Source organism: Ponticaulis sp. (assembly GCF_029210165.1).
Taxonomy (GTDB): Bacteria; Pseudomonadota; Alphaproteobacteria; order Caulobacterales; family Hyphomonadaceae; genus Ponticaulis.
The window spans coordinates 1,441,863-1,461,637 of the sequence record NZ_JARGNT010000001.1; the positions used below are offsets into that span (position 1 = coordinate 1,441,863).

Annotated in this window: 15 protein-coding genes and 1 tRNA gene; 9 read left to right on the forward strand and 7 right to left on the reverse strand. The window is 54.9% G+C overall.

Translation table 11 applies throughout. The features are described from left to right. The first annotated feature begins 316 nt into the window (after positions 1 to 316). From P1U45_RS07105 to P1U45_RS07115, 3 genes are all read left to right on the forward strand, one after another. Positions 317 to 2,983 (forward strand): SUMF1/EgtB/PvdO family nonheme iron enzyme, encoded by a 2,667-nt coding sequence (locus P1U45_RS07105; RefSeq protein WP_301058414.1) that lies wholly within the window; start codon positions 317 to 319, stop codon positions 2,981 to 2,983. A 208-nt stretch (positions 2,984 to 3,191) separates the two neighbouring features. Then, positions 3,192 to 4,886 (forward strand): pilus assembly protein, encoded by a 1,695-nt coding sequence (locus P1U45_RS07110; RefSeq protein ID WP_301058415.1) that lies wholly within the window; start codon positions 3,192 to 3,194, stop codon positions 4,884 to 4,886. A gap of 125 nt (positions 4,887 to 5,011) precedes the next feature. Then, positions 5,012 to 6,457: a carboxylesterase family protein gene (locus P1U45_RS07115; protein WP_301058416.1), complete on the forward strand. Its 1,446-nt coding sequence runs from the start codon at positions 5,012 to 5,014 to the stop codon at positions 6,455 to 6,457. Positions 6,458 to 6,531: 74 nt separating this feature from the next. Here the strand turns inward: P1U45_RS07115 and P1U45_RS07120 are convergent, their stop codons facing one another. Next, a complete protein-coding gene (locus P1U45_RS07120; protein WP_301058417.1) occupies positions 6,532 to 6,906 on the reverse strand; it encodes a response regulator in 375 nt (124 codons plus the stop codon). Between the two features lie 105 nt (positions 6,907 to 7,011). On the opposite strand from P1U45_RS07120, the gene P1U45_RS07125 reads away from it, so the two are divergent. The 4 genes from P1U45_RS07125 (at position 7,012) to P1U45_RS07140 (ending at position 11,363) form a co-directional block, all read left to right on the forward strand. Next, on the forward strand, positions 7,012 to 8,610 hold the full coding sequence (locus tag P1U45_RS07125; RefSeq protein ID WP_301058418.1) for a HAMP domain-containing sensor histidine kinase: 1,599 nt from the start codon (positions 7,012 to 7,014) through the stop codon (positions 8,608 to 8,610). Positions 8,611 to 8,630: 20 nt separating this feature from the next. Then, the gene (locus P1U45_RS07130) at positions 8,631 to 9,035 is read left to right on the forward strand and encodes a response regulator (RefSeq protein ID WP_301058419.1); all 405 of its coding nucleotides are present in this window, start codon (positions 8,631 to 8,633) and stop codon (positions 9,033 to 9,035) included. A gap of 190 nt (positions 9,036 to 9,225) precedes the next feature. After that, complete coding sequence (locus P1U45_RS07135) at positions 9,226 to 10,335, forward strand: hypothetical protein (RefSeq protein WP_301058420.1); 1,110 nt, start codon at positions 9,226 to 9,228, stop codon at positions 10,333 to 10,335. Then, entirely contained in the window at positions 10,332 to 11,363 is a 1,032-nt protein-coding gene (locus P1U45_RS07140) for a phosphotransferase (RefSeq protein ID WP_301058421.1), read from the forward strand. Before P1U45_RS07135 ends, P1U45_RS07140 begins: the two co-directional genes overlap by 4 nt. A 51-nt stretch (positions 11,364 to 11,414) precedes the next feature. On the opposite strand, the gene P1U45_RS07145 is transcribed toward P1U45_RS07140, so the two are convergent. After that, entirely contained in the window at positions 11,415 to 13,721 is a 2,307-nt protein-coding gene (locus P1U45_RS07145; RefSeq protein WP_301058422.1) for an autotransporter outer membrane beta-barrel domain-containing protein, read from the reverse strand. Between the two features lie 196 nt (positions 13,722 to 13,917). On the opposite strand from P1U45_RS07145, the gene P1U45_RS07150 reads away from it, so the two are divergent. Then, positions 13,918 to 14,061 (forward strand): hypothetical protein, encoded by a 144-nt coding sequence (locus tag P1U45_RS07150; protein WP_301058424.1) that lies wholly within the window; start codon positions 13,918 to 13,920, stop codon positions 14,059 to 14,061. A gap of 414 nt (positions 14,062 to 14,475) precedes the next feature. Here the strand turns inward: P1U45_RS07150 and P1U45_RS07155 are convergent. The 5 genes from P1U45_RS07155 to rpoH all read right to left on the reverse strand — a co-directional run bounded on the left by P1U45_RS07155 (position 14,476) and on the right by rpoH (position 17,072). Continuing rightward, a tRNA-Val gene (locus tag P1U45_RS07155) sits at positions 14,476 to 14,550 on the reverse strand. Positions 14,551 to 14,645: 95 nt separating this feature from the next. Further along, the gene (locus P1U45_RS07160; protein WP_301058425.1) at positions 14,646 to 15,458 is read right to left on the reverse strand and encodes an RNA methyltransferase; all 813 of its coding nucleotides are present in this window, start codon (positions 15,456 to 15,458) and stop codon (positions 14,646 to 14,648) included. A gap of 46 nt (positions 15,459 to 15,504) precedes the next feature. Continuing rightward, entirely contained in the window at positions 15,505 to 15,840 is a 336-nt protein-coding gene (locus tag P1U45_RS07165; RefSeq protein WP_301058426.1) for an RcnB family protein, read from the reverse strand. 75 nt (positions 15,841 to 15,915) lie between these two features. Continuing rightward, positions 15,916 to 16,110: a hypothetical protein gene (locus tag P1U45_RS07170; RefSeq protein WP_301058427.1), complete on the reverse strand. Its 195-nt coding sequence runs from the start codon at positions 16,108 to 16,110 to the stop codon at positions 15,916 to 15,918. Positions 16,111 to 16,181: 71 nt separating this feature from the next. Then, positions 16,182 to 17,072, reverse strand: coding sequence for an RNA polymerase sigma factor RpoH (gene rpoH, locus P1U45_RS07175; protein WP_293610166.1), 891 nt, complete (start codon positions 17,070 to 17,072; stop codon positions 16,182 to 16,184). A 433-nt stretch (positions 17,073 to 17,505) separates the two neighbouring features. Here rpoH and P1U45_RS07180 point away from each other — a divergent pair, with 433 nt between their 5' ends. Beyond that, positions 17,506 to 19,728 (forward strand): nitrate- and nitrite sensing domain-containing protein, encoded by a 2,223-nt coding sequence (locus P1U45_RS07180; RefSeq protein WP_301058428.1) that lies wholly within the window; start codon positions 17,506 to 17,508, stop codon positions 19,726 to 19,728. Positions 19,729 to 19,775 lie beyond the last annotated feature (47 nt).

Consider the following 19,775-nt stretch of genomic DNA (forward strand, 5'->3'; position numbering starts at 1 on the left):
TTTTCCCGAACATATCGCGTTTCACGTTTCTTGGTAGTCAGATGACAATCTGTTGATCTCGAATATAGCGAGATACATCAATTGAACGGGTTTGCTTAGACTTACATCCCGCAGACGGTGGGCGAAAGTGCCAGATTGGCGCACTGTGCAGTTGGGGCTTTTGCGACTGCACCACGAACTCGCCTTGATGGCGAGTATACTTGCTCTGACGGGGCGGTTTCTCGTAAACAATTAGTTAATTAAACAATCGCCACCAATACCGGTGGAGTTGCAGGCGCGCTGGCACTCAACTGAGCATGACAGCAGGTAAGGCGGAATGGCTCGTAAAACTCTCAGCCCCGGAACCAGAGTTGGACGGTATGTCATTCAGGCTGAACAGTATCAGGACGATTCTGGCGTTACTTATGTCGGCGAAGATCATGGTATTTCGCACAAGCCGCTTGTTTATATTCGCGAGTTCTTTCCCGCCACGCTGAGCCGTCGCCGCCGCAATGAAGTGACGCCGTCACGCCGTGCGCTGAAGGTGGAATTTGCGCGGGCTCTTTCTCATCAGGCCGACCGTATCAACCGCTATCTGGATGTCCGCAAGAAGGGCATCGTCAAAGGCTTTGAGAAAGTCGAAGAAAACGGCACCGTGTATCTTGTGACGCCATGGCCGAGCGGCGACACATTGCAGACAATGCAGGAGCGGGACGGCAAGCTGTCACCTGGCTTTGTGCGCTCCCTTCTGGATGAACTTGAGCCGGGTTTACAAAAGCTGGGCGAGATGGGCCTCGTGCATGGCCAGATAGCGCCGGATATGATCCGCCGTCTGGACAATGGTGAGCTGGCCATCACGCATCCGGACCGCTTGGAGTATTGCTCCGGCGAAGGCCCTGCGACGCTCGCTGATCCGATCAATACGCCGTATCTGGCGCCCGAATTCATCAGCCCCGAAGCAGGTCGGATTGGCCCATGGTGTGATGTCTATTCCCTGTCTGCGAGCTTCTATCAGCTGATTACCGGTGTGGTTCCGGTCTCCGCTCAGGAGCGCCTCGAGGCCGTTGCCGAGGGCAGGGATGATCCGCTCGACATGCTGATGCTGGATACATTCCTTGATGACGATGCTGCGCTCTTCAAGGCGCTGGAACAGGGCTTGTCATTGTCGGCTGACGCGCGGCATGACAGCATCTGGTCGCTCATCAAAGCGGCGGAGTTTTCTGCCATGCCGGCCAAGGGCGAGAGCACCGGCGCGACCGGACTTTCAACATCCAATCCGCGCGAGTTCTGGGAGACGAATGGCCGGTTGATTGCCGCGTTGGCGGCAATTTTCCTGATCGTCGCGGTCGCGATCCCTGTCTTCCTGCTGAACGATGGCGGGAATGACGCGCCGACAGTGCTCGCGCAGAATGAGGTCGCGGACGAAGCTGGCGAACCGGCTAATGAACAAGTCGCGCTCGCTGATGCAGAAGATGAAGCCACGGCACCCGCTGAGGAGGTTCGTAGCGAGCCAGTTCAGACTGAGCCGGAAGAGGAACTGCCAGAAATCGTTTCGGCATGGCTGGCGGTGGACCAACGGGACCCCGATGCGGTCCTCGCTTTTTATGAAACGGTAGAGAACAATCCTGTGCTGCGTGCGCAGGTGCGTGCTCGCTGGATCACGCTTGAGAGCGAAGCCTGGGTAACGGCGCGCGCCCGCGATACTGAAGACGCTTATCTGGCAATGCAGGACATGTATGGCGAAGCGCCGCCGACATTTGCCCGCCATGTCGAAGATGTAGACGATGCGCTGGCCCGCATTCAGGCCGCCGAGGCAGGCGCGGAGGAAGATTCATCTGGCGCTGAGGCCGTGCTTGCAGAAGCCGAAACTGAGGCTCTGCCAGAGGAAGATACCAGTTCGCCTGAAGTGACTGAGGCGCCGCCTGAAACGGATGCGACTGACGAAGACGAGGCTAGCTCAGAGGCGGATACTGAAGCCGACGCACCAACGCCGTCAGACGGCGAAGAGGTTGGTGATGTAGACACTGACGCAGAAGCTGAAATCGTTCCGGACGCGGCAGATGAAACGGAGACACCTGACGCTGATGCAGAAACGGACCCGGTTGTTGAACCGGATGAAGCGGCAGGTTCTGAAGAAGAAGTCTCCGAGGCTGAAAGCGATACCGCGCCTGAGGGCGAAGCGGACGCAAACTCAGATGAGGCCGCTGGCGAAACTGAAGGCGATGCTGACGCCACCGATGAAGCGGATGCAACCACGCCGGATGCTGATCAGCCTGAAGAAGATACGTCAGAGGCTGATGAAGCAGAGCGGGCAGAAACCGACACGGAAGCAGCGGGCGAGGTTGATACTGACTGTGAAACCTGTCCTGTCATGGTGTCAGCACCAGGTCTTGCTGAGGTTTCCGTCTCTGCGCATGAAATCAGCGTGGCAGAGTTCCGCCGCTATCTGACCGCTACAAATCGGAGCGCGCCGACAGGCTGTTTCACACATCGTCTCGAGAGCGAAAGCATTTGGGGCTATACCTCCGGTGCCAGCTATGCCGATCCCGGCTATCCGGTGACAGATGCCTCACCGGCAAGCTGTATCTCCTATGATGAGGCGGTCCAGTACACAGACTGGCTGAGCGCCGAAAGCGGTGAAACCTATCGCTTGCTGTCGGCCGAGGAGTGGACAGCAATGGCGGGGCCGCCTGCGCCGGGCCTGATGGCGTGCAGCGCCAATATGGCAGATCAGTCTCTCGGGGCTGAAGGGCTGCAGACACCGCTTCTGAACTGCGATGATGGCGAGCCTTACGCCAGCCCTGCGAGCGGCAACACTCTGTCATCTACCTATGGAAACATTGCTGAATGGGTCAGTGATTGCCGTGATGATGACTGCAACCAGAGGGTGGCTATGGGTGGTTCCTGGGTCACGGGGCCGGTCCAGCTGCGTGGGAATGTTGAAGACATTTTCTCGCCGAATAGCCGGTCTAACTCCTTGGGATTCCGCGTTTTAAGAGAGTGAAGGGTGATGCTGGGGAAGGCGTTTCCGCGTTAACATCTTGAGCGATCTGAGTTATATGCACGCTTAGCGTGTATCGATAAAATGCGAAGGAACTCTGTTGGAGGATTAAAAACGCCTTAACAGACTATCTGAACCTTGGAAGCATACGTTTCCAAAGTAATTTTCTTTTCCTGATAAACGTGAACTCAACAGGATGAAGAGTTCGCGAATGATGAATTTTCTGAAGGACAGTCGAGGCAATGTCGCGATGATTTTCGCGCTATGCCTGATTCCGCTTGTCGTACTGATGGGCGGAGCGATCGACTTTTCCAGGCAGCGTAGTGGTGAAGGGCTCGCGCAGGACGCGGTTGATGCTGCGCTGCTCGCGATTGCCGGTACTGCACAGGACAAAACCGACGCTCAGCTGACGCGCGAAGCGCTCGTCTGGTTCGAGAACCATATGCAGGATCTCAATCTCGACATTGACGATTTTCAGGTTGTCAAAGTGGGTGATGAGCTGACCGCGACCGTCAATGGTCACGTGGATACAGCGTTCCTCGGCCTGATTGGCATTAATGATCTGGACGTCGTGCGTACGGCATCTGTGCGGATCGGCCTGACAGCGGTTGAGCTGGTTATGGTGCTGGATACGACTGGTTCCATGATGGCGACGCCGTCAGGGCAGTCCATGACCAAACTTGAATCCATGCAGGATGCTGCGCTCGACATGGTCGATATGCTGAGCGATCTGGATAATGGTCGCGGCAATATCGAGATCGGTCTCGTGCCATTTGCGACTTACGTGAATGTCGGAGCGGACAATATTGATGCGAACTGGATGGATTCCAGCGCAGACAGCCCGGTTCACGGCGACAATCTGGTTGATGGTCTTAACCGCTTTGATCTCTATGAACATATGGGATTTGACTGGAAAGGTTGCGTCATGGCGCGTCCTGCGCCGCATGATGTTGAAGACACGCGTCCTCGCCCAAGCGACCCTGACACGCTGTTCGTGCCTGTGTTCCACCCGGATGAGACGGACTCTCGCTATCGCTGGTATCAGGAATACCCGAACAACTATGTGCCGGATTCCAGCACGTCGCTTGGCTCTGAACTCCTGAACATCAGCAACCCTGTGAAATATGGCGTACCGGACAGCATACTTGCATATGTGGACGGTATTTCTAACACGGTGCTCGGCACGCTGAACGTCGAGTGTGCCGATGGTACAGATGTTAATCTCGGGATTGGTCAGGAGTGTAATGAGGGCTGGGCAGGAAGCCCATTCAATCCGGATAACTGGGAAGATGTAACCATCAATCGCGACTATGATTATTATAGCGACGTCGATACCCAGATCGGGCCGGGATTTAGCTGTGAAATGCCATCAATTTTGCCACTCAGCGCGAATTTCCAGACGGTTCGCAACAATATCAACAGCCTGACAGCGTCCGGTTCGACAAATATCGCGCAAGGTGCTGTCTGGGGTTATCACGCACTGTCACCATCTGCGCCTTTCACTGAAGGTGACCGCTATTCGCATAGCGTGCAGAAGGTCATGATTATTCTGTCGGATGGTAACAATGTCGTTGTCGCGCGCGAGAACCATCCGGGTGGGTCGGACTTTTCCGCTTACGGCTATATGGAAAACCGCCGTCTTGAAGGCTTGCCGCGGAACTATGATACATCTGACATTATGGACACGATGGACGAGCGCACTCTGATGGTTTGCGACAATGCGAAAGAAGACGGCATTCGCATCTTCACCATTCGTGTGTCTCTCGAAGACCAGCGATCTGAAGATTTGCTTCAGGCCTGCGCAAGCACACCGGAAGACTATATTGACGTGCCGGATTCAGACCGGCTGGATGAAGCGTTCAGAGAGATCACCGATCGCATCTCGCAACTCTATCTGACCCGATAGATTCAAGTCTGCGTCTCACGGAAATATCAACAAGGCCAGCTCTGCAAAGGGCTGGCCTTTTCGCTGGTTGGTGATAGGTTCCTCTCATAAACAATCAAAATAGACTGTTTCTTAGGGAGGAACACATGAAATCCATTCTACCAGCGCTTGGCGCTGTCTTACTGGTATCGGCCTGCGCGACGTCCACGCCGCGCGCACCGACAATGATTGGCGATGTTGTCGACACACCGCTTGGCAGTGTGCGCGGTGAGACGGTTACCGAGAACGGCGTTACGGCGCATATTTATCGCGGTATTCCGTATGCCCAACCGCCTGTCGGTGAGCTTCGCTGGCGCGCGCCAGAACCGGCTGAAGCGTGGGATGGTGTGCACGATGCGACCGAGTGGCCGAACCGCTGTCCGCAAGGCGAAAGCAGTATGGGGGCTGGTGGTCCGATCAGCGAGGACTGCCTCTATGTGAACGTTGTCACGGCGGCAGAGCGTTCTGATGAAGGCCGTCCGGTCATGGTCTTCTTCCATGGCGGCGGCCTGACAACGGGGACGGGCAATTCCACGACCTATAACCACCCAATGCTGCCGAATAAGGGCGTTGTCGTTGTGACGGTGAATAGCCGCCTCGGCCCGATCGGGTATCTCGCCCATCCGGAGCTTTCTGAAGAAACCCGCTACGGTTCGGGCAATTACGGCACGCTTGATCTGCGCGCATCCCTGCAATGGGTGGAAGAGAATATCGAAGCCTTTGGTGGTGATCCTGACAACGTAACGATCTTCGGCGAGTCCGGTGGCGGCACGAAAACGATCTCGCAAATGGCTACGCCGCTCTCTGAAGGTCTGTTCGATGCAGCAATCGTTGAGTCCGGTTCTGCGCTTGTCTCCGAGCAGCGTATTACGATGCTCGATGACGCGGAGGCCGTAGGCGTTCGCCTGGCAGATGAGCTCGGTGCTTCCAGCGCTGACGAACTGCGCGAACTCAGCTGGCAGGAGATTATCGCCGCAGCTGATGAGGTCGGCTTCCGCGCCAATGTTGTCGTTGATGGTTATGTCATTCCAGAGCCGGTCAGCACCATGTTTGCAAATGGCGATCAGGCTCAGGTGCCGCTTATTGTGGGTGCCAATCAGGGTGAGCGTTCGCTGCAAACCTCTGTGCCGCTCATGGCAAACCTTCATAGTGCGGCCGGTGCGCCGACTTATGTTTACAACTTCACCCAGCTGCCAATGGGCTGGCGTGAGGAAGAGGGTTGTGTGGCCTTTCACGGTCTGGAGCTGACCTATGTGTTTGGCGCTGTGCCAACCGGTCTGCACTCTGCAACCACCCAGTTCCTTGCGGGCACGGGCGGATGCACGACCCGCGTGCCGGAGCATGATGCGCAAGACCTATGGCTCGCGGAGCGGTCCGCAGAAATCTGGGCGTCTTTTGCGCGTGACGGTGATCCGAGCGTGCCGGGCCTCGTCGAGTGGCCGCAATATTCCGAAGATAACAATGTCTATCTGGATATCGGTGTGCCGCTTGAAGTGCGTGAGAATGTTCAGGGCTCTTACGTGAGGCCGAATGTAGAAAACCCGCGCTTCTAATCGCAAAAAGAAACGGCCTCTTCGGAGGCCGTTTTTCGTTTATGCAGTCGTATCAAGTGAGTGGCCGCATTCGGCTATGATGCCATTGGCGTTTCGAAAGACATTAGCAGTTCATGCAGGCTTCTGGCAGATAGCGCATCCTTTTCCATGCAGGCAGCTATGCGTGAGTCGATTGTCTCATCGCCGAAATCGTTCGGAATTTCGGCGCTTAACAGAACCACGTTTGTGGTCTTGTCGAGCGCCTTCATCATCTCCAGAGATCCGCGAAACTCGAAAGTGGGCGGCACAATATTATCGAGGAATATGACGTCGTATGGTGGATTATTCTCAATGCGAGTGACCGCTTCATCCACGTCCTGACAGAACTCGAAATCTGCCGGAGCCTGGCCCATCGCGCCGAGCATTGTTCTGAAGATCATGCCCATGGCTGAATGATCATCGATCAGCATTATTCTGCTCACAACAAATGCGCCCCCCCGCGCGGTTGCAATTTGTTAAGGTTGCCCTGATTCTATTTATTTATCATAAGTAGCGCTTTCTATACAGAGTAAGATATGAGCTCGAACGAAAGTCAGGATTTACCGGTAGACGGATCGTTGGACACAATGAGTGCATCTGACGTGGGTTTTGCGCGAATGAAGCGTGAAACTCTGGATGCCAGCCTGCTCGGTATTATTACAGCCAAGCCTGTTTTTTCAGACGATGGCGAGGTCATAGATTTTGAATATCTGACCGCCAATCGCGTGTTACAGCGAACGCACGGCATCTCCCCTGAGGACCTGGTCGGCAACAGAATGCTGGGCGTGTTCCCCGAACTCGCTGACCACCACACCTTCCCGTATTATTGCGATGTGGCGCGTACGGGTGAGCCGATTATCTTTGAGTCAGATTTCCAGTCTGACGAGCTGGACATTCATGTGGTTGTGTCGATTTCGAAGCCGAGCCCCGATTACATCACGATCACATTTGTAGAAGTCTCCGAGATTGTTCGGGTTTCGGACGCACTTGCTGAGTTGAACGCGCTCTCCGGCACCGAGATTGATCTGGAGGCCTATATTCAGGGGGCACTGGATATCGGTCGACGCGCTTTCAATGCAAGCCGGGCCTATCAGCTTTCGTTTCATGAACAGGGATATAGCGCGAAAGCTCAGGTCGGCGCCGCGGTTACCCCTGAGGTGAAAAGACCGCTTCCGACTGATGTAGCGCTCGAATTATGCCCGCCCGGTACCGTAAAGACTGTGCGCAACCTCAACACTCACGTGGATGCAGATGCAGATGCCGCTGCCAAGTTGCCGTTTCTGAGCTTTATCGCTGCCTCTTTCATGTCGGATGAGCAAACGGTCGGCGCGCTGGTGTTTTGTTCCAAAGTTGCGCGCAGGCGCGAGCCGACACCTTCGGAACTTAAACTTGTTCGTACACTTGCTGAATCTGTCGGTGCGCGTGCCCGTCTGGATGCGGTAGATAAGGCGCTGAAACAGCGTAATCTGGACCTTGAGCGCTTTGCCAGCCTCGTCTCGCACGATCTGAAAGCGCCTTTGCGGACGATAAGGCTCCTCTCCGAGATGCTGACCGAATATGTGGTCAAAGGGCCGGAGGCGGACGTCATAATGAGCGAGCTGCGAAACAATGCAGATCAGGCGCAGAATATGATCAAGTCATTGCGAGATTTTGCTCAGCTGGGCGCGGCTGGTCTGCAAATCGAGGCGGTGGATGTGGGCAGCGCCGTCGAAGACTGCCTCCACCGTCTTGCAGCAGATATGCAAGACGCCTCGGCGCAGGTGGAGATTCTGGTAGACGCAAAGGTGCTCGCGGACCGGACACTTCTGATCCAGGTGTTTAGCAATCTCATACTGAATGCCATCAAATATGCAGGACGGGACGACCCAGTCATCCGTATCGAGAGCTATGAGAAGTCCGACAAAGACCTCGTCATCTGCGTGACAGATAACGGAAATGGCATAGATTCACGTTATGCAGAGCGGATTTTCGAATTGTTCCGCCGCGTACCGGGTAGTGAAAAGAAATCCGAAGGCGAGGGTGTAGGGCTGGCCGTCTGCCGAAAAATAGTCGAAAGTCTAGGTGGTAAAATCTGGCTTGATACAGATAATACTACTGGAGCGTGTTTTTGTGTTGCGTTACCAAGAGCCGAATAGAAGCTTAGGAGGAAAGAAAGATGACGGATCCTGCACTTTTGCTGGTTGAAGATAATGATCTGGACGCTCTCCTTATGACGTCGGCTTTGCGAAAGGCGTGTCCCGGAATAAGCGTCCAGCGGGCGCATGATGGTGAAGCCGGCCTCGACGCCTTGGAAACAATGAAGCCGGGAATGGTCGTTCTCGATATTTCCATGCCGGGGCTGGATGGCATTGAAGTGCTCGAACGTATTCGCCAGAACGACAAAACATCGGCAATGCCGGTGATTATGTGCTCCAACTCGGACTCACCGGTTGATGTGCTGCGCAGCTATAAAAAGCACGCCAATGCCTATGTGCAAAAGCCCGATAGCCATGCTGGCTATGATGAGCTGGCCGCGTCCCTGACGCGCTTCTGGTTTGATGAGGCGAAGCTGCCTGACTAGGTCTTCTGTGCTTAACAGCTGACGTTGCGGCAGGATTGCGCGCACGTGTTTCGCCGCTTAGCCTTCCGTTAGCGGAAAGTCCGGAGCAGTCCTGAAACGTGAATGCGTTCCTGTGGCTGCAGCAAAGCTGGGAAATAAATAAGCTAAAGCCCCAGTCTGTCCGGACCCCACTCCGCTGGGAGGAAGACAGATGATAACAGGTGCGGACGATTATCCGTTTCACCAGACGCCCGATCCTATGGCGTTTGCCGGAACCGACCGGAATTTCTATGACCGTTTCTTTTTCAACGGCTACACGCCAGACGGCGAGGTGTTCTTTGCCTTAGCCTTCGGCCTCTATCCGCAGCTTGATGTGATGGATGGGGCGTTCTGCGTTCTGAAAGACGGCAAGCAGCACAATGTGCGTGTGTCCCGCAAGATGAATGCAGACCGGTCTGTGCTTGCGGTCGGGCCACTCAGCATTGAGATCGTCAATCCGCTAAAAGAAACGCGTATCCGGCTGACCGACAATGACAGCGGTATTGTTTGCGATCTGATTTGCCATGCACGCCATGAGCCTATCGAGGAGCCGCGCTTTACCCGCCGGATCGGCACGCGCGCCTTCATGGATTATACGCGCCTGACGCAGAACGTCAGCTGGTCGGGCGAGATCAGACTAGATGGCGAGACCATCCGGTTTGATGCGTCCGAAGTGTTTGGGACACGTGACCGAAGCTGGGGTGTGCGCCCCGTCGGGAATGCAGATTCCCAGCCGCCCAGAGAAGGTAGCCTCACCCAGTTTTACTGGCTCTGGACGCCTTGTAACTTTAAAAATGCCGTGGCGTTCTCTCACACGAATGATGATGAGTATGGCCGCCCCTGGAACCGGCGTGCGGGTACGCAGATCATCGGTCAGCCACTTCGTGAGTATGACGAGGTTGAGTATCGCTATGAGTGGTCACCGAATACACGCCGTATCGCATCATTGATTGCAGATATGAGCAGTGAAGCGGGGCGCGCCGAGCTTAAATTCACCCCGTTCAAAACCTTCTACATGACGGGCCTTGGTTACGGGCATCCGCAATGGGGGCATGGCAAGGATCAGGGCGATGACGCTTTCGCCTATGATGTGATGGAGGCCGAGGCGTGTACGCCGTTCGATCCGATGTGCCTGCACATTCAGGCGCTCGCAAAGGCAGAGCTTACGATAGACGGGGAAACGCATTCCGGTATTGGCGTTGTCGAGCAGTTCTTTGTCGGGCGGCATGATCGCACCGGCATGATGGACGGTCTCGCTGTTCTGCCGGAGGGCGAGCGATGAGCGGCCCCGATATTGATGAGCGCTGGCTCTCCAGCTGCCTCGGGCAGGGCGCGAATAATCTGCGCGGCGTGAGCTGGTCACCGGTGGGAACAGGGCAGGTGGCTGCCAGCTATCGCGGGGAACTCGACTGGGCAAAGGGTGACGCGCCGGAGACGATCGTCGTCAAATGCCCGAGCGAGAACGAGCAGAGCCGTGCGACAGGCTTTCACTATGGTCTCTATGAAAAAGAGGTCGCCTGGTATCGCGAGCTTCGTCAGCAATCAGAAATAAACTGCCCGAAATGTTATGGAACGCATTTCGATCAGGAAAAGTCAGAGTTCTTTCTGGTTCTGGAGGACTGCTCACCGGCCCGTCAGGGAGACCAGCTGGCCGGCGCAAGCGCAGATGAGGTGCGTGCCGGCGTGATCGAACTGGCCTGCCTGCATGCCGCATTCTTCGATGATGATAGTATCAATCAAAACCCTGCTACCGCGCTGACGCCTGAAGATATCCAGTTGCGGTCCGGTCTGTTCCTGCAGTTCTGGACGCCTTTTCGCGAGCGCTATGCGACGCGGCTTGATGGTGCGCTTCTGGAGATGGGGGACCGTCTTGTTGCTCGCTACAACCAGTTCGATACGCGGCCGCTCAAACATTTCAGCCTGGTGCATGGTGACTTCCGGCTGGATAACCTTCTCTTCCGCGATGGCGCGCGCCCGTTTGTTCTGGATTGGCAGACGCTGGTCGCGGGCTGTCCGATGAAGGACGTTGCCTATTTTATCGGGACAAGCTTTGCCTCACCGGATGATCGGCGCGATCATGAAGATGCTCTCTTGCAGACCTATTTTGCAAAGCTGCGTGAGCTTGGCGTTGCGGCCGACGAAGACGCGTTGATCAGGGATTACCGGATTGAAGCGCTGACAGGTCTTACAATGGCGGTGGTGTCCAGCATGCTGGTTGAGCGTACCCAGCGCGGCGACGAAATGTTTGCTCTCATGGCCGAGCGCCCAGGCTATCAGGCGCTTGAGCTCGATAGCGTGTCCCTGTTTTAGTGTTGATTGAGGCCCGTTATCGGGCCTCTTCAACGTCATCTGAGCGGCGGGTCAGAATGGAAGACGTGCCGTTGCCATCAGGCCATGTTCAGTGGTTGTTTCTCCGAAAAGGCCGGAATAACCAATCCTGAGTTCAAAGCCTGACGGCGTATGAGACGAGAATCCAAGATCGACTGCCAGAAGGTCCCGGTCAAAAGCCCGACCTTCAATCTGAAAAGAGTTCGATCCGGCTGCATACTGCATTGTCTGGTCTGGCGTTACATCTCCGATTGTGTGGCGCCAGCCCACCGCGCCTGTGATCTGCGTAGCTTTTTCGTCTGTGATGTAGAGATCATGACTGAGGCGGATGCCGGCCGTGGAAAACAGGTTTGAGTGTGTGTCTTCGGACGATTGCAGCGACGCATCATGAGTTCGCTCGGTAAAATCAGAAGACTCCGTGATGATATAGTCCATTCTCAGGAATGGCTGGAGCCGCGTATTTTGTAATTGATAGTTTCGCGAAATGTCAGTCCAGGCATTCGCCGACACTGCAGAGTAATCTGCGGTGAGCTGGCCGGATAGCGAAGCCAATCCCGTAATGCGTCGGGAATCGATCTGGTGAGATGTGATGCCTGCACCGCCGAGAAGCTGAAACGCCTCGGTTCTTTTGCCGGAATAAATCTGGGCACTGAACGATTCTATATCGGCCTGAGAATTGCGGGACTCCAGTCGTACGAACGATTGAGCATAGCCGACTGATCCGCCAATCTGCAGTCCAGAGCCCGTTTGCGCATCGACACCAGCGAAAATGGCAAAATAATCGGTGTCTGATGTTTCAGCCGAGCCTTCCCCATCATATGTTGCTTTGCTTCCATGATTGGTCAGCCAGAAGTTTGCGCCAGCTCTTTCAGAAGAGTTGTGGTCCAGCACCTGTTGCAATCGATCGATGGAGGTTGTCCCGGCATTGAGGCCCTGATCAATCGTAGCAGACATTGCCGTAGCATGAATTTCTCCCGACAGACCATTAAAGGCTGCACGCGAGGACTGTTGAGTGGTCAGAGCGAGAATTGAATCATGAACATCATGGCCCGGGCCAGCGGCCTCAAGAGCCGAACTGACGGCCAGTTCGTTGCTGGTTACGGCATCAGTCGTCAAAGGCGTGTCGTTGCGCGAAAACGTGATGTACATCGTGTCAGAAGTCGTGCTGAGCGTACCATCAATGAACCGGTAGCTCTGGTTAACCTGCGCGCGGTCAGCGTTCAGGCTTCCGTCGTCGACTGTGATGATTGGAAATTGGATATCCAGTTCCGGCTTCGAGCCGTCGGTCGCCGGATTTATAAGGATATTGAATGCGCCGTTATCGGAATGCGCTGGAGCTGCAATTCCATGGCTTATGTGAAGATCAGGCGAGTTATCCAGAATAGTCGCGTCGAATGCCACAGTGCTTCCGGAGGCGAGAAGAAGCATGCCATTGATGGTCGTCGAACGGGTGAAGTAGCGGACGCCACCGTTCTGATCTGAGATGTGGAGTGTGCCACCTGTGAAGGTTAGCGCGCTGTAGTATCCATTTTCTGCATCTCCCGAAAAAGGAGCGTCGATCTGGGCCGCATTTAGAGTTCCGCCGTCACCTACAACGCCAATCATATTCTTTACGACGTGTTGCGGATCCATTGAGAAACTCAATACGGAGACTTCCAGCGTGCCGCCGTTAATTTCAAGTACCGGTTTGTATTCACTCGGTGTATTTGTGATGTAGCCGAGGGAATTCACAGTAAGCCGGTCAGCCTGAACCATTGCCTGGTCTGAAATTTGAAGTTGTTGGAAGCTCGTATCGTTGACGCCAAGGGTGATTTCATTCGCCCTTAGCAAGCTGCCTGCGTCAGAAAGGGATATTTGACCGTTTCCCCATCCTCTGGCGATTTTATCATCATAATAACCGCCGGTCAGAACAGTATCAGCGTACACCACGCCACCCTGATTGATAATCAGCTGGCCTGATCCTCCGTCTTTTCCAAGATAGATGGTTTCTTCCACGTTCAGGCCCGCGCCGGCACCCGTCACCTGCAGAACGCCCTCAGACTGAAGTATGGCGCCGTGTCGGATGTTACCATGCACACCGAGATATAGGTTATCTACCGGCATAATGTTTACGCCAAAGTAATCGCCACTGTAGCCCGCTCGAATGCTGATGGCGTAGCGCGCAGGTGTGTCGGGAAAATCTGGGTAATCTTCGCCGATAACAACGACGCTGCCTCCCTTGTGATCTGGTCTGTCTTCATCATGCCAGCAACGTTCGTTCTCCCAATTGTCGTTGAGGTCGTCGCAAATAACGAAGTGGTCGGCATTTGCCGGAAATGCGATCAGCGATGCAGATGACAACAAGCACGCCGAAATCAGCCCAGTGCTTTCTGATTTGGCAAAGGAGAAGAAACGTGAAGGGAGATTGGGCGCTGTTGTCTGCATGAGATGGCTCGCTTTATGGGTCTGCTTTTTGCAGATTTCCCGAAACGAATACCGTGCAGGACTTTAGATTTGCCGCTGTAAATTCAACAAATTTCACCCATGAGGTAACACTTTGCCGGTGAAAACCGTTATCGAACAGGTCGCACCGAAGATGATGAAAGTTTTAACCCGTGCAGCAGCAGACCTGCCGCCGGGCTTTGCCCGCCTGCCGGAGCCGCTGCGCGGCGTGAGGCAATACAAACACAATTTTCCTTAAAATCGATCCACTGGATCGATTTTCATTTTCGTAGTTTTGAATTTGGGAAAAACCAGCCTTGAGCGCGCTCTATGTGAGCGCAGCGAAACGAGAGCAAAAAACACACACGATTCATTCCTAAATTCGTGCCACCGGCACGAATGATGAGCGGCCAAATCCATACAGCGGCAGGCCTGCCGTCGGGCTTTGCCCGCCTGCCGGAGCCGCTGCGCGGCGTGAGGCAATACAAATACAATTTTCTCTAAAATCGATCCACTGGATCGATTTTCATTTTCGTAGTTTTGAATTTGGGAAAAACCAGCCTTGAGCGCGCTCTATGTGAGCGCAGCGAAACGAGAGCAAAAAACACACACGATTCATTCCTAAATTCGTGCCACCGGCACGAATGTTTTTGCGAAGCAAAATCGGAATGAATGGTGGGCGGTACAAGGATCGAACTTGTGACCCCTACGATGTCAACGTAGTGCTCTCCCGCTGAGCTAACCGCCCACTCTGGCGAAGCACGGAGAACCGTGTTTCGGGAAGCGGTCATAAATCACAAAGCTTATACGCTCGTCAATTCCAAACTGCGTGGAAAATGCAGGCTAGGCCGCAGTTTTTGAGAGCCGCTGTGAGAGCACTATGGCGAGGCTGGTCGCAACATTGAGACTATCGACCTCGTTGGACATGGGAATACGGATCGCATTTCCGCGTGCGATCAGGTCATCCGGCAAGCCCGGCCCTTCCGGCCCGAGAATAATGGCAAGCTTTTCAGGCCGTTCAGCCTCGTAGAGCGAGGTTGCCGCGACACCGGGCGTAAGCGTCCAGAGCGTATAGCCGGAAGCGTCCAGCGCATTGAAAATCTGCCCGGCCGTCGCGCCATGATGAAAAGGCAGCCAGAGCGCGGTGCCGGCTGAAACACGGATGGATTTTCGGTAGAGCGGATCGCAGCTTGTCTCATCGAGAATTATGGCGTCGCCACCGAGCGCCGCGCTATTGCGAAACAGCGCGCCCGCATTGTCGTGATTGGAAAGACCGATAGCAACAACCAGCGTGTGGCGGTTGTTTGTCTCGAGCCAGTCTGAAAGCGGTGCGGCATCATCCTTGCGCCCGCAGGCGAGTATGCCGCGGTGGATCGGGAAGCCGACAATCTGGTCCATGACGGGCTGGTCCGCCGTGTAGACTGGAATATTGTCCGGCAGCTTCTCAAGAAGAGGGGCCAGAACGGGCAGGCGTCCGGTTTCGAGAAATATGCTGTCAGGTTTGAAGTGTGACCGGCTCAGAAACACATCGAGTGTAACCTTGCCTTCGACGATAAACTTACCGTCGCGTCCTGTGAGGTCCCGTTCGCGCACGGATGTATAGTCCGCTATGCGTGGGTCCTCCGGACTTGTAATTCTGACAGGCGCTAAACTCATGAGAGGCTTATGCGCCGCGTCAGACTATTGGGCAATATTCGTCGGATTATGAGATAGCTGCGCCACCTGCGATGTTGCGAATAACCAGCTCGACCAAGCCGCTATCAGGGCGCACGAGATAGGCATCATCATCAATGAGAACCCATTCCTGGCCGCGTGGGGCAGAGGGCAGGCCATATGCGTAATAATCCTGCCAGTCGCGCACGCCAAATTCTACGGGAATGACGTCGCCGCGGGCATAAGTCATGCTGACGTCAGGGGCTTGCGGGGAGAAGTAATCAGCCGGTTCCGGCTGGATTGATGTTGCCGGATCTTCGGCAAAAGCCATCGGGGAAAGTGTGAGAAGGGCCATTGCTAGGCCGAGGTTCATGAGGGGGCGCATGTGAATATCTCCGTTGCTTAATCAACGGAGAAACCCGCAAACGGTTCCGCATTTTCTGGTTGTTGTGCCTGGCGATTATTCGCTGGCAGGCTGGTCAGCAATGCCGCTCAGATAGCTATCGTCATCGATACGGGGATCGGCCTGCGAAAGAATAAGGTTCGGGCATTTGTCCGAACCAGCCTTTTCAATGGCTTCGCGGCTTATCTTAGCCACTCCGGCATCTGAACCAAATTGCAGATGCCGTGAGTCGCGAATGTTTGACTGTGTCATGTGTTCTCTCCCGGAGAATGCGTGTTGTCCCCACGCCTATAGGGAGAGAATGGAGCGAAATTCTAAAAAAACTATGGCTTAAGCGGGAGGCCTTCTTCTTTTGCCGCCCGAACCATAGCTTTTTGCAGTTTTTCAAACGCGCGCACCTCAATCTGACGGATACGCTCGCGGGAGACATTGTAGACCTTGGAGAGGTCTTCCAGTGTCACCGGCTCGTCTTTCAGACGGCGCTCCGTGATGATGTGCTTTTCGCGGTCATTCAGATCTTCCATGGCGCGTTCCAGCAATGTCATGCGCGCATCGAATTCCTGACGGTCCGCAAATTCGCGCGCCTGACCTGGATTGGTTTCATCTTCCAGCCAGTCCTGCCATTCGCCATCGCCTTCCGTGCCGCCAATCGGGGCATTGAGCGAGGCATCGGACGCAGACATGCGCCCGTTCATGGAAATAACTTCGTCTTCGGAGACGTTGAGGCGGGTCGCGATTTCTGTGACCTGCTCCGGACGCAGATCACCGCTTTCAATCGCGTTGATCTCGCCTTTGATGCGGCGCAGGTTGAAGAAGAGTTTTTTCTGGGCGGCGGTCGTGCCGAGTTTTACCAGCGACCAGCTACGCAGAATGTATTCCTGAATAGAGGCGCGAATCCACCACATCGCGTAAGTCGCGAGGCGGAAGCCCTTATCCGGATCGAATTTCTTGACGGCCTGCATCAGGCCCACATTGCCTTCTGACACGACTTCAGCCATTGGCAGGCCGTAGCCGCGATAGCCCATCGCGATCTTGGCGACGAGGCGCAGGTGAGAGGTCACCATCTTCTCCGCAGCTTCAGAGTCTTCGTGCTCCTGCCAGCTTTTGGCGAGCATGAACTCTTCTTCTTTGGCGAGCATTGGAAATTTTCGGATTTCGGTCAGATACCGAGAAAGGCCCTGTTCAGGTGACAGAGCGACTGAAGTTCCAGCCATGTAATTACCTCCCATGAAAGACTCGCCTACTCACTAAGTGACGTTTGCGAACGTTCCAGGTTTCAAAAAAATCGCCCATCTGAGATGCAGCAATCAACCCTGCATGCCCCGTCAGCATCGGCAGCACACCTACGCTATGTAGGTACAATTTAAGCCGATTGAACCCGTTTCGGCCAAAAAAGAAACGCAAAATTTGGTAACTTTAAGCTGATGTGTTCGTGAGCTTTCTCTCCTTTCAGTAGAATAAAGTTAACCAGAGTGCGGTATCTGTTAGCGATATTCACAACCTTCGCGGGAGACGCAGGTGCTGCAACGAACATTATCATCCCTTCCTATTAAATGGAAAATGGGTCTGGCGGTCGCATTACCGATCCTGGGCCTCACATTTTTTGCACTTATTTTTTGTTATAGTCAGTGGAAAACCGTCGAAAGCATGCGCCATACCGTGCAGCTGACAGGCTTCTCCCGGTCTGTCAGTGAGCTCGTGCATGAATTGCAGGTCGAGCGAGGGCGTACGGCGGCCTTTATCGGCTCGGGTAAATCTGCGCAGGCAGGTTCGCAGCTGGAAACGCAATCGCGCCGGGCTGATCAGTTTCGCTCTAACTTTATCTCGGCTGCTGATGACTTTGCCGGACAGCTGACGACTGATCTGCAGCGTGAGCACGTGCAGCATGCTCGCTCCTCTCTACAGGCTCTGGATGCGCATCGCGAACGTGTGCGCCGTGAAAACCTGCCAGTACCTCAGGCCGTTGGCCCCTATACAGAAGTCATCAACCGTCTGATTACGCTTATCGCGGATGAGGCAACGCTTGTGGGCGATGCTGACCTTGCAGGCGCGCTTCAGGGGTTGCTTCAGCTGACATATGCGAAAGAAGCGGCCGGTCTCGAACGCGCACGTGGGAGCGCTGTGCTCGCCTCCGGGGCGATCAATGATGCAGCGCATGAGGCGCTGATTACTCTGAACAGCCAGCAGCAGCAAATGCTTTCCAATTATCGTTCTGCCATGAGTGACGACTGGACTTCAGTGCTGGACCAGCTGGAAGGCAATGCGACCAGCCAGCGAATTTCCGATATTCGCGAGAACCTGCATCGCGCAGGCTATGATGGTCAGCTGCCGGATGTCACGAGCAATGAATGGTTTGATCTGACGACGAGCCGCATTGAGCAGATGATGGATATCACTGATGCGGTATCCGAACATATTCTGGCTGTGGCGACAGAAAAACAGAACCATCTGACCATGGTCGTCTGGGCCGTTGTTGCAGGTTCTGTGCTGCTTACCCTGCTGACGATTGTCGTATCTTATGTTCTGGTGTCCAGCATTGTGAAGCCGATGGCGAGCATCACAAATTCTTTGGACGAACTGTCTAAAGGCGCAACCGATCTCAAGATTGCGGGTACAGACCGCGGCGATGAGATTGGCGTTCTGGCACGCGCCGCACGTCAGTTCATGGAGATGTCACGCCAGCGCGAAGCGCTTATGCGGCAGAATTCTGAGAACGAACAAAAAGCGCTCGTTGAACGCCGTGAGGTGCTGGACCGCATGGCGCATGAAGTGAAAGAGGCGACGCATGCGACGGTGTCCAAAATCGTGGTGACGGCTGAAGACCTTGCATCCAACGCCGATAGTATGCGTACACGCCTGTCCGACGCGTCTTCGAATGCAAGCAAGGCCAATCAGGCGACATCTGAATCACTTGATGGCACTCAGCGCGCTTCTGATCTCGCTGACGAACTCAATGCGGCTATTGCCGAAGTGGCTGAAAGCATTATGCGCGGTGATAAAATGGCGCGTGATACGGTCCAGCTGGCGGTCGATTCACGTCAGACGGTTGAAGAGCTGGACGAGGCAACCCAGCAGATTGGTGACTTCGTTCGTGTGATCACTGAGCTTGCCGAGCAGACAAATCTGCTAGCTCTCAATGCCACGATCGAATCTGCGCGTGCTGGCGAGCATGGCAAAGGCTTTGCGGTCGTTGCCTCCGAGATCAAGCAGCTGGCCTCGCAGACCAATACATCCGCGACGCAAATTACCGAGCGTGTGGGGCAGATCCAGTCGCGCACCCGTACGGCTGTTGATGCAATCAACCGTATCTCGTCTTCTATCGAACAGCTGGGCGGTGTGACATCGTCTGTGGCGGCGGCCGTTGAAGAACAGCGGGCTTCGACGGACTCCTTTACCGGTTTCCTGAATAGTAACCGCGCGGCGATTGAAGATGTGGCGCGTCAGGTTGCTGATCTGACACGCATCACGCAGGAAACTGCCGATAATGCGACCACAATGGCCCGTCAGGTCGATGATATGACGTCAGCCTCACGTTCTGCCAATGAGGAGATTCCGCAAATCGTCCAGCGCGCTGTTGCGGCTGCGGATAATCGCGGTGCTCCACGTACGAAGACGGATCGGCCGGTTACGGTGACGCAGAATAACGCGTCGCGTCAGGCCGTGATAAAGGATCTGTCTGCAAGCGGCGCGCGTCTGGACCAGCCAAGCCGTGGACGATTCAATGTTACGCTTCCTGACCATATGGGCACGGTCGAAGCGCAGACGGCCTGGTCCAGTGATACAGAGTCCGGTGTGAAGTTTGATGAAAACCTCTCCGGAAATCTGATGGAACGTCTTATCGCAATGGCTAAGAAAGACAGTGCCGCCTGATCACGGCTGTAGAGCGCTGAAATGAAAAACGGGGCCGTCTGGCCCCG

Bases quoted from the DNA above. Each gene is read 5' to 3' on its own strand.
- P1U45_RS07105 (WP_301058414.1), top strand. From the start codon at position 317: ATGGCTCGTAAAACTCTCAGCCCCGGAACCAGAGTTGGACGGTATGTC.
- P1U45_RS07110 (WP_301058415.1), top strand. From the start codon at position 3,192: ATGATGAATTTTCTGAAGGACAGTCGAGGCAATGTCGCGATGATTTTC.
- P1U45_RS07115 (WP_301058416.1), top strand. From the start codon at position 5,012: ATGAAATCCATTCTACCAGCGCTTGGCGCTGTCTTACTGGTATCGGCC.
- P1U45_RS07120 (WP_301058417.1), bottom strand. From the start codon at position 6,906: ATGCTGATCGATGATCATTCAGCCATGGGCATGATCTTCAGAACAATG.
- P1U45_RS07125 (WP_301058418.1), top strand. From the start codon at position 7,012: ATGAGCTCGAACGAAAGTCAGGATTTACCGGTAGACGGATCGTTGGAC.
- P1U45_RS07130 (WP_301058419.1), top strand. From the start codon at position 8,631: ATGACGGATCCTGCACTTTTGCTGGTTGAAGATAATGATCTGGACGCT.
- P1U45_RS07135 (WP_301058420.1), top strand. From the start codon at position 9,226: ATGATAACAGGTGCGGACGATTATCCGTTTCACCAGACGCCCGATCCT.
- P1U45_RS07140 (WP_301058421.1), top strand. From the start codon at position 10,332: ATGAGCGGCCCCGATATTGATGAGCGCTGGCTCTCCAGCTGCCTCGGG.
- P1U45_RS07160 (WP_301058425.1), bottom strand. From the start codon at position 15,458: ATGAGTTTAGCGCCTGTCAGAATTACAAGTCCGGAGGACCCACGCATA.
- P1U45_RS07165 (WP_301058426.1), bottom strand. From the start codon at position 15,840: ATGCGCCCCCTCATGAACCTCGGCCTAGCAATGGCCCTTCTCACACTT.
- P1U45_RS07170 (WP_301058427.1), bottom strand. From the start codon at position 16,110: ATGACACAGTCAAACATTCGCGACTCACGGCATCTGCAATTTGGTTCA.
- rpoH (WP_293610166.1), bottom strand. From the start codon at position 17,072: ATGGCTGGAACTTCAGTCGCTCTGTCACCTGAACAGGGCCTTTCTCGG.
- P1U45_RS07180 (WP_301058428.1), top strand. From the start codon at position 17,506: ATGCGCCATACCGTGCAGCTGACAGGCTTCTCCCGGTCTGTCAGTGAG.